The organism is Curtobacterium sp. Csp2 (assembly GCF_013347165.1).
Genome location: NZ_CP054593.1, coordinates 2,129,243 through 2,138,182 on the forward strand (window position 1 = coordinate 2,129,243; position 8,940 = coordinate 2,138,182).

The window sequence follows — 8,940 nt, forward strand, 5'->3', positions numbered from 1 at the left end:
GCGCTCGCGATCCTCGGCGCCGCGGGCGGCACGGCACTCGGCCTGTCCTCGCAGCACACCACGACGACGTCGAGCCAGTCCTCGCAGCACACCACGACGACGTCGAGCCAGACGCAGGGCAGCCTGCCCGGCACCGGCTCCGGCACCGGCACGGGCGGGTCCGGGACGAACGGCTTCACCGTCCCCGGGTACGGCGACGGCAACGGGACCGGCGGCACCGGCGACGGCAGCGGCACGGGTGGCACGGGCACCGGCTCCGGGACGGCGACCGAGTCGGCCGCCACCGCCGCGACCGCCGCGCAGAAGAAGGGCGTCGTCACGATCGACACGGTCCTGCACCCGGGACGGCAGGACGAGATCGGGCTCATCGTCCTCGGCAACCGGGTGCCCCGCACCGTCGTCGGGCTGCTCGCCGGCTCCGCCCTCGGGGTCGCCGGTGCCGTCATGCAGGGCGTGACGCGGAACCCCCTGGCCGACCCGAGCGTCCTCGGCATCAACGCCGGGGCGGCCCTCGCGGTCGTGGTGGGCATCGCCGTGTTCGGCATCAGCGGCACCGCCGCGTACCTGCCCTTCGCGTTCGTCGGCGCCGGACTCGCCGCGCTCCTGGTCTACGGGGTCGCCGCGCTCGCTCGCCGAGGCCTCTCACCGGTCGGGCTCGCGCTCGCCGGGGCCGTCGTGGCCGCCGCCCTGTCGTCGATCACCACGGCGGTCCTCGTGACGAGCCAGAGCCTGCTCGACCAGCTGCGGTTCTGGCAGGTCGGGGCGCTCGCCGGCAAGGACCTCGGCACGGCCGGGGTGATCGCCGTGCCGGTGCTCGTCGGGCTCGTCGTCGCCGCCGGACTCGGCCGTTCCCTGAACACCCTCGCGCTCGGTGACGAGCTCGCGGCGTCGCTCGGGCAGCGGGTCGTCCTCGTGCGCGTCGTCGGCGGTGTCGTGACCGTCCTGCTCGCCGGGTCGGCCGTCGCCGCCGCCGGGCCGATCGCCTTCGTGGGCCTGGCCGTGCCGCACGCCGTCCGCCGACTGAGCGGACCCGACCAACGCTGGACGATCCTCCTGTCCGCCCTCGTCGCGCCCGCGCTCCTGCTCGTCGCCGACGTCGTCGGCCGGGTCGTCGCGTACCCGGGGGAGCTGCAGGTCGGCATCGTGACCGCGCTCATCGGTGCGCCGGTGTTCATCTGGCTCGTCCGCTCGCGCGTGGTGACCGGCCTGTGAGCGCCGTCCGCCGCGAGGTCACCGTCCTCGGCGCCGTCCTCCTGGTCCTCGTCGCCCTGGTGACCGTCGGGCTCGGCGTCGGGGAGATCCCGCTGTCGCCGCTGCAGGTGGGCGCCGCGCTCGTCGGGCACGGCGACACGGTCTCCGACTTCGTGATCGGGCAGCTCCGCGGTCCGCGGGTCGCCGGCGCCGTGCTCGTCGGGGCGGCCCTCGGGGTCGCCGGGGGCATCGTGCAGAGCGTGGTCCGGAACCCGATCGCGAGCCCGGACGTGATCGGCATCACGTCCGGGGCGAGCGCGGCCGGGCTCACCGCGATCGTGCTGTTCGGCGCGAGCGGCGGGACGCTGTTCGCCGTCGTGGTCGTCGGGGCCGTGCTCGTGTCGATCGTGATCGCGGCGCTGTCCTGGCGGCGGGGGATCACCGGCAACCGGGTCGTGCTGGTCGGTATCGGGGTCGCCGCGATCTGCCTGAGCATCACGGGGTGGATGCTCACCTCGGGGAGCGTGCAGCAGGCCGGCACGGCGCTCCTGTGGTTGTCCGGCAGCCTGAACGCCGTCGACCGCGGGCTCGTCGGCATCCTCGGCGTCGCGGTCGTCGTCCTGCTCGCGGCCGCCCTCGTGCAGTCGCGCCGGTTGACTGTCCTCGCCCTCGGGGACGAGGTCGCGGCCGCACTCGGACTCCGACCCGACCGCGCGAAGGTGCTCCTGCTCCTGACCGCGGTGTGCCTGACCGCGGGGGCCGTGGCGACCGCGGGGCCGGTGGCGTTCGTGGCACTCATGGCCGCGCCGATCGCACGACGACTGGTCGGCAACGGGCGGGTCGCGCTCGGGGTCACCGCGGCGGTCGGTGCGGCGATCACGCTCGCGAGCGACCTCGTCGCGCAGTTCGCCATCCCGGGGAACGCGCTGCCGGTCGGTGTCGTCACCGGGGTCGTCGGCGCGCCGTACCTGCTCTGGTTGCTGGCGCGCGGGCGCTGACGCCGCCGGTCGCGGGCGCGCGCTGCTGCGTCCTCCCGCATGGTCCGCAGCGGCGTCGCGCAACGTCCTGACGGCTTCCCGCACGACACCCCGTCGACCCCCCGTCCGAGGGTCCCCGCGAGCCGACCGTCGGCCGTACGGTCGTCGCGACCGCACGGGCTCCCCGACAGCTCCCGACCCGACGGGCCGCTGGTCCACGTGCACCGAAGGACGACGACCGACATGACCGAACACCGAGGCGCCGTCCCCGCGCGACGCCGGCAGTGGGGTTCCGAGCGGCGGACCCAGCCGCTCGACACCCTGCACGCGCGACCCAGCGACCGGAAGCTCGTCTCCGGCCGGGTCGCCATCATCCTGACCATCGCCTTCTGGGTCGCCTACGTGGTGTACACCGTGATCCGGCAGTTCCTCGACTACGGCACGGAGAGCTTCCGCTTCACGACCGAGGCGCTGTCGTACCTGGTGGTCGTCACGTTCCTGACGTTCTCGGCGCTCATGCACCTGGTCGCCCGCCAGGGTGCCCTCGAGCGCTTCGCGACCCACGTCCGCGTGCCCCGCGCCGAGCTCGACCGCCACTTCGCGACCGGTCACACCGCACCGATGACCGTCCTCGTGCCGAGCTACGCCGAGGAACCCGACGTCGTCGCGACGACGCTGTGGTCGGCCGCGCTGCAGGAGTACCCCGCGCTCCGCATCGTGCTGCTCGTCGACGACGCCCCGTTCCCGACCGACCCGGAGACCGCCGCCAAGCTCGACCGCACCCGGGCCGTCGCCACGACGATCCAGCAGCAGCTCGCCGCACCGTCCGGTCGGTTCCAGGAGGCCCTGTTCGCGGCCGAGGTCGAGGCGTCCCGGACCCCGTGCGCGAGCGTCGAGACCCTGCGCGCCCTCGTCGAGCACCACCGCTGGGCGGACGCGTGGCTCCGGCGGCACGCCCGCGAGCACGAGGTCGTCGACCACGTCGACCACTTCTTCCACGACCAGGTGCTCACCGGGCTCGCCGACGACCTCCGGCTGACCGCCGAGGCCCTCGGGGCCGCGATCGACAGCGCCGTCGCCGGCGGGAGCACGGTCACCGAGGTCACGTCCGAGCGCGTGCTCGAGCTGCACCGCCGACTCGCGTGGACGTTCACCGCCGAGGTCACGACGTTCGAGCGGAAGCGCTACGCGAACCTGTCGCACGAGGCGAACAAGGCGATGAACCTCAACGCATACATCGGGTTGCTCGGCGGGGCCTACGCCGCCGAGGAGACCGCTTCCGGCACCGTGCTCCGGCCGGTCGCCGACGAGTCCGCCGCGGACCTCGTCGTCCCCGCGTCCGACTACCTGCTCACCCTCGACGCCGACTCGGTCCTGCTCCGCGACTACTGCCTCCGGCTCGTGTACTTCCTCGAGCAGCCCGAGAACGAGCGCGTCGCGGTGACGCAGACGCCGTACTCGTCCTTCCGGGGCGCGGCGACCCGCATCGAGCGGCTCGCGGGCGCGACGACCGACATCCAGCACATCCTGCACCAGGGCATGTCCCGGTACGCGGCGACCTTCTGGGTCGGCGCGAACGCCGTGATCCGGACGCGGGCGCTGCGGGACATCGAGGAGGTCGAGACCGTCGGCGGCTTCGAGGTCCGCCGGTTCGTGCAGGACCGAACGGTGATCGAGGACACCGAGTCGAGCGTGGACCTCGGCATGCACGGCTGGACCCTCGTGAACTACCCCGAGCGGCTGTCGTACAGCGCGACCCCGCCGGACTTCGGGTCGCTCGTCGTCCAGCGCCGCCGCTGGGCGAACGGCGGGCTCCTCATCCTGCCGAAGTACATCCGGCAGGTGCGCGAGCGTCGCGCCCGGGGCGAACGGGTCGGCGTCGTCGAGATGGCACTCCGTGTGAACTACATGGCGTCGATCGCCTGGGCGTCGTTCGGGCTGATCTTCCTGCTCGCCTACCCGTACGACTCGCGGCTCCTCAGCCCGATGGTCCTGCTCGCCGCGCTGCCGTACTTCTGGCTGCTCGGCAGCGACCTGCGGTACTGCGGCTACAAGCGCTCGGACGTGTTCCGGATCTACGGCTTCAACCTCGTGCTCATGCCGGTGAACGTCGCCGGGGTGCTCAAGAGCGTCCAGCAGATGCTCACGGCGAAGAAGATCCCGTTCGCCCGCACGCCGAAGGTCCGCGACCGGACGGCGGCCCCGGCGCTCTACGTCCTCGCCCCGTACGCGATGGTGCTGTTCTCGGTGTTCACGTTCGCCCGCGACGCCCAGGCGCACAACTGGGGCAACGCGGCCTTCGCGGTGTTCAACGCGGTCCTCGCCTCGTACGCGATCGTCGCGTACATCGGCGTGTGGAACTCGGTCGTCGACGTCTGGATGTGGGCGACGGCGTGGATGTACTACGACCCGGAGGCGCGGCGCTCCCGTCGCGAGGCCCGGAAGGCCGCACGGAGCGAGCGGCGCCGGGCGCGCCGCGGGCTCGTGCCGGAGCCGGCGGTCGTCACCGAGGACTGGCGCGCGGTGCTGTACTTCGGCGACCGCGGCCGGACCCTGACCGAGCAGCACGTCGTCACGCCGGGTCCGCAGGCCGTCCGGTCGCCGCACGCCGCGGCGCCGGACAGCCGCCGGGCGGCCCGCGCCGCCGAGCAGGGCCCGGCCCGCGCCGATCAGGGCACCGCCCGCGCCGACGAGCGGAGCGCCGCCTGATGGCCGCGCGTCGCCTGTCGCCGCTCCGCGTCGCCGTCGCGGTCCTGGCCGTCGTCGCCGTCGGTGCCGGTGGGTACGTCGGTTTCGACCGCTGGCAGTCCGCCCACGCCGCCGAGTCCGAGAAGCCGTGGTTCGCGGCCTACACCGACGTGACGGTCACGCCGACCTTCGCGTTCGAGGACGTCAAGTCCGCCCGAGGCCGCGACGTCATGCTGTCCTTCGTGGTCGCCGACCACGACGCCGCCTGCACGCCGACCTGGGGTTCCGCGTACACGCTGGACGGCGCCGCGGACACGCTCGACCTCGATCGCCGGATCGCACGGCTCGAGCAGCAGGACGGCGAGGTCGGCGTCTCGTTCGGCGGTCTCGCGAACGACGAGCTCGCGACGACCTGCACCGACCCGAAGGACCTCGTCGCCGCGTACGCGTCGGTGGTGCAGCGGTACGACGTCAGCACCGTCGACTTCGACGTCGAGGGCGACGACCTGACGAACCGCGCCGCGGGGGAGCGCCGCGCGGCGGCGGTCGCCGAGCTCCAGAAGGCACGCCGGGCGGCGGGGCACCCCCTCGCCGTGTGGCTGACCCTGCCGGCCGCTCCGTCCGGGCTGACCACCGACGGCACGACGGCGGTGTCGCAGTTCCTGGCCGCCGGCGTCGACCTGGCCGGTGTCAACGCGATGACGATGGACTTCGGTGAGGGGAAGGGGTCGAGCCAGAGCATGTACTCGGCCTCGGTGCAGACCCTGCAGGAGGTCCACCGGCAGCTCGGGGTCCTGTACGACCGTGCGGGCACGCCCCTCGGTGACGCGACGCTCTGGCGGAAGGTCGGCGCGACGCCGATGATCGGGCAGAACGACGTCCGTGACGAGGTCTTCGGGCTCGCCGACGCGCGGAAGCTGAACGCCTGGGCACGCGACCAGGGGCTCGGCCGGATGTCCATGTGGTCGCTCAACCGCGACACCACGTGCGGGACGAACTACGTGAACCTGTCGACCGTGTCGAACTCGTGCTCCGGGGTCGACCAGGGCGGCCAGCTCTTCGCGGACGTGCTCGGCAAGGGCTTCGGCGGCCGGATCACCGCGGCGGCCGGTGACGTGACGACGGCCGAGCCGAGCGCCACCGAGCAGCCGACGGACGACCCCTCGACGAGCCCGTACCCGGTGTGGAGCGCGGACGCCGCCTACCTCGAGGGCACGAAGATCGTCTGGCACCACAACGTCTACGAGGCGAAGTGGTGGACGTCCGGTGACCTGCCCGACGACCCGGTGCTCAGCGCGTACGAGACGCCGTGGCGGCTCGTGGGCCCGGTCCTGCCGGGTGAGCGCCCGGTGCAGCCGCTGACGCTCCCGGTGGGGACCTTCCCGGCCTGGTCGGGCGAGGCGGTCCACGACACCGGCGACCGGGTCCTGTTCCACGGCGTGCCGTACCAGGCGAAGTGGTGGAACACGGGCGACAGCCCCGAGGCGTCGACGAGCGACCCCGACGGGTCGCCCTGGGTGCGGCTCAAGGACGCGGAGATCGAGCGGATCCTCGCGGACCAGCGGGCCGGGAAGCCGATCCCGTCGTCGGCCGCCTCCGGCGAGCCGTCCGCACCGGCATCCACTGCGCCGACGGGATCACCGACCGCGTCGCCGTCCGTCGGGCGGTGACCGGGCAGTGACCGACTTCTGGCCGGTCGGCGGCCTGGAGGCACGGTGCCAGCTGGCACCGTGCCTCCAGGCCGACATCGGTGTGTTCCCGGTACGTTCGCTGTACGCGTGACCCCGACTTGTCCACGGCCCCGTTCGGGGCTGCCGGAGAGTCACCCGTTTCCGATACGCTGGTGCGCCAAGAGGAGGAGGTCCACGATGCCAGAGCCAGTGGTCCCGCAGCCGGACGGTCAGAAGACCCCGGAACAGCGGCTGGTCGACACCACCCTGACCTTCAGCATGGACATGGGGGCAGCACTCACCGCGGAGTCGGGGGTCTCGACCGAGGAACGCGACGCGATCAACGCGCTGCCGTCCGGTTCGGCGCTCCTCGTCGTGCGCCGCGGTCCGAACGTGGGTGCGCGGTTCCTCCTCGACTCCGACGTCACGACGGCAGGGCGCCACCCGGACGCCGACATCTTCCTCGACGACGTGACGGTCTCGCGCAAGCACGCCGAGTTCCTGCGGCACGGGACGGCCTTCAGCGTGAAGGACAACGGGTCGCTCAACGGCACGTACTTCGACGGCGTCCGCATCGACGAAGCGCTGCTCACCGACGGGTCCGAGGTCCAGGTCGGCAAGTTCCGCCTCACCTTCTACGCTTCCCGGGTCGACCTGGCGCGCCTGGCGAACGCGTAGTGGCGGCGCGGTCCGCCGCGGCCCGGGCGGGGTCCGCGGTCCCGGACCTGCTCACCATCGGGCAGGTCATCGCACGCCTCAAGCCCGAGTTCCCGGACCTGTCGAGTTCCAAGCTGCGTTTCCTCGAGGAACGCGAGCTCGTCACGCCGATCCGCACGGCGAGCGGCTACCGGAAGTTCTCGGCTGCCGACGTCGAGCGGCTCCGCATCGTGCTCGGCCTGCAGCGTGACCACTACCTGCCGCTCAAGGTCATCAAGGACTACCTCGCCGACCTCGACGCGGGGCGCGACCCCGTCCTCCCCGGTGGTGGGGACGCGCCGAAGCCGTCGATCCTCGCGCGAGAGCGGCGCTTCACGCGGGACGAGACCATCCGGGCGGCCGGGGCCACGCCGATGCTCCTGTCCGACGCCGTCTCGGCCTCGCTGCTCCCCGCCGCGGACACCTACGCCGACGACTCGGTCGCGGTGCTCAAGGCGCTCGTCGAACTGCAGCGGACCGGCATCGAGCCGCGGCACCTCCGCACCATGCGGGGCGTGGCCGAGCGCGAGGTCGGGTTGATCGAGTCCGCCCTCATGCCGGTGTCCCGTCGCGGTGACGCCACCTCGCGGGCGAAGGCCACCGAGCTCGCACGGGAGATCGCAGCGCACCTCGAGGTCATCCGGTCGAGCCTGATCCGCTCGGCCATCGGTCGTCTCGACGGATGACACCCCGGTCGATCGACCTGCTCCGGCGGACAGCTGCACCTGTCGGTCGTCGGTGGTCGGGGCGTATCCTCGACACGCCGGACGCGCCGGGGCGGATGTACCGGGCGCACCGCGTCCGAGTCGCTACCGTGGACCTCGGAACAACTCTCAACCCGTCGTTGAACCTTCGGGTGTGAGCTCGAACGTCGTGGAAGGCATGCACATGAGTGGGACTGACACCCCCGGTACCGAGTCCGAGATGACCCGGTACGACCTCGGCCTGCTCTTCACCGACGGTCTCCCCGAACACGACGAGCAGAACGGCTACCGCGGCACCGTCGCCGCCCGTGCAGCCGGCATCTCGTACCGCCAGCTCGACTACTGGGCCCGCACCGAGCTCGTCCAGCCGACGATCCGCGGGGCCGCCGGCTCCGGGTCGCAGCGGCTGTACGGCTTCCGCGACATCCTCGTGCTCAAGCTCGTGAAGCGTCTGCTCGACACGGGCATCTCGCTGCAGCAGATCCGCACCGCCGTGAACCAGCTCCGCGAGTCGGGCGTGTCCGACCTCGCCCAGACGACGCTCATGTCGGACGGCGCCTCGGTCTACCTGTGTACCTCCGACGACGAGGTCATCGACCTCGTGTCCCGCGGCCAGGGCGTCTTCGGCATCGCGGTGGGCAAGGTCCTGCGCGAGGTCGAGAGCTCCCTCGTCGAGCTCGACGCCACCCCGGCGGCCGACCCCGACGACGAGCTCGCAGCGCGCCGCGCTTCCCGCGCGTCCTGACGCCGAGGGCGGCGCCGCCTAGGCCCGTCGCGCGGCCCGGCGCGGGTCGGCCGGGGGCGTCGGCGAGCGAGCCAGATCTGTCCCGCTCGACCCTCGTCGGCGACGACCATTGCACACAGCGCGGTCAGCGCACGGTGTGTCCTGCACGTTCGGCGCCGACGGTCGTCCCGCTTCACGCGCGCGCACGGTCGAGCGCCGTGCAGCCGAGGCCTCGGCCGCGGCGCCGTGCGGACGGACAGCGGTACCCGTCGAGCGAGCAGGACACGCCG

General features: G+C 72.9%; 7 protein-coding genes. All 7 read left to right on the forward strand.

The window, feature by feature from the left end; all coding sequences use genetic code 11:
- Positions 1–1,212, forward strand: a 1,212-nt coding sequence (locus tag HUN59_RS10390; RefSeq protein ID WP_368076160.1) for a FecCD family ABC transporter permease, incomplete at its 5' end; no start/stop codon positions are given.
- The gene (locus tag HUN59_RS10395) at positions 1,209–2,189 is read left to right on the forward strand and encodes a FecCD family ABC transporter permease (RefSeq protein ID WP_144801528.1); all 981 of its coding nucleotides are present in this window, start codon (positions 1,209–1,211) and stop codon (positions 2,187–2,189) included. The genes HUN59_RS10390 and HUN59_RS10395, both read left to right, overlap by 4 nt.
- Positions 2,190–2,411: 222 nt before the next feature.
- Positions 2,412–4,877 (forward strand): glycosyltransferase family 2 protein, encoded by a 2,466-nt coding sequence (locus HUN59_RS10400; protein WP_174778303.1) that lies wholly within the window; start codon positions 2,412–2,414, stop codon positions 4,875–4,877.
- Positions 4,877–6,526, forward strand: a complete 1,650-nt coding sequence (locus HUN59_RS10405; RefSeq protein ID WP_174778304.1) for a chitinase — start codon at positions 4,877–4,879, stop codon at positions 6,524–6,526. Before HUN59_RS10400 ends, HUN59_RS10405 begins: the two co-directional genes overlap by 1 nt.
- Before the next feature lie 198 nt (positions 6,527–6,724).
- Positions 6,725–7,204 (forward strand): FHA domain-containing protein, encoded by a 480-nt coding sequence (locus HUN59_RS10410; RefSeq protein ID WP_058742405.1) that lies wholly within the window; start codon positions 6,725–6,727, stop codon positions 7,202–7,204.
- Positions 7,204–7,908 carry a transcriptional regulator FtsR gene (gene ftsR, locus HUN59_RS10415; protein ID WP_144801519.1) on the forward strand — a complete coding sequence of 235 codons (705 nt, stop codon included), beginning with the start codon at positions 7,204–7,206 and terminating at the stop codon, positions 7,906–7,908. The genes HUN59_RS10410 and ftsR overlap by 1 nt, the downstream gene beginning before the upstream one ends.
- Before the next feature lie 202 nt (positions 7,909–8,110).
- Entirely contained in the window at positions 8,111–8,671 is a 561-nt protein-coding gene (locus HUN59_RS10420) for a MerR family transcriptional regulator (protein ID WP_058729221.1), read from the forward strand.
- The last annotated feature ends 269 nt before the right edge of the window (positions 8,672–8,940 follow it).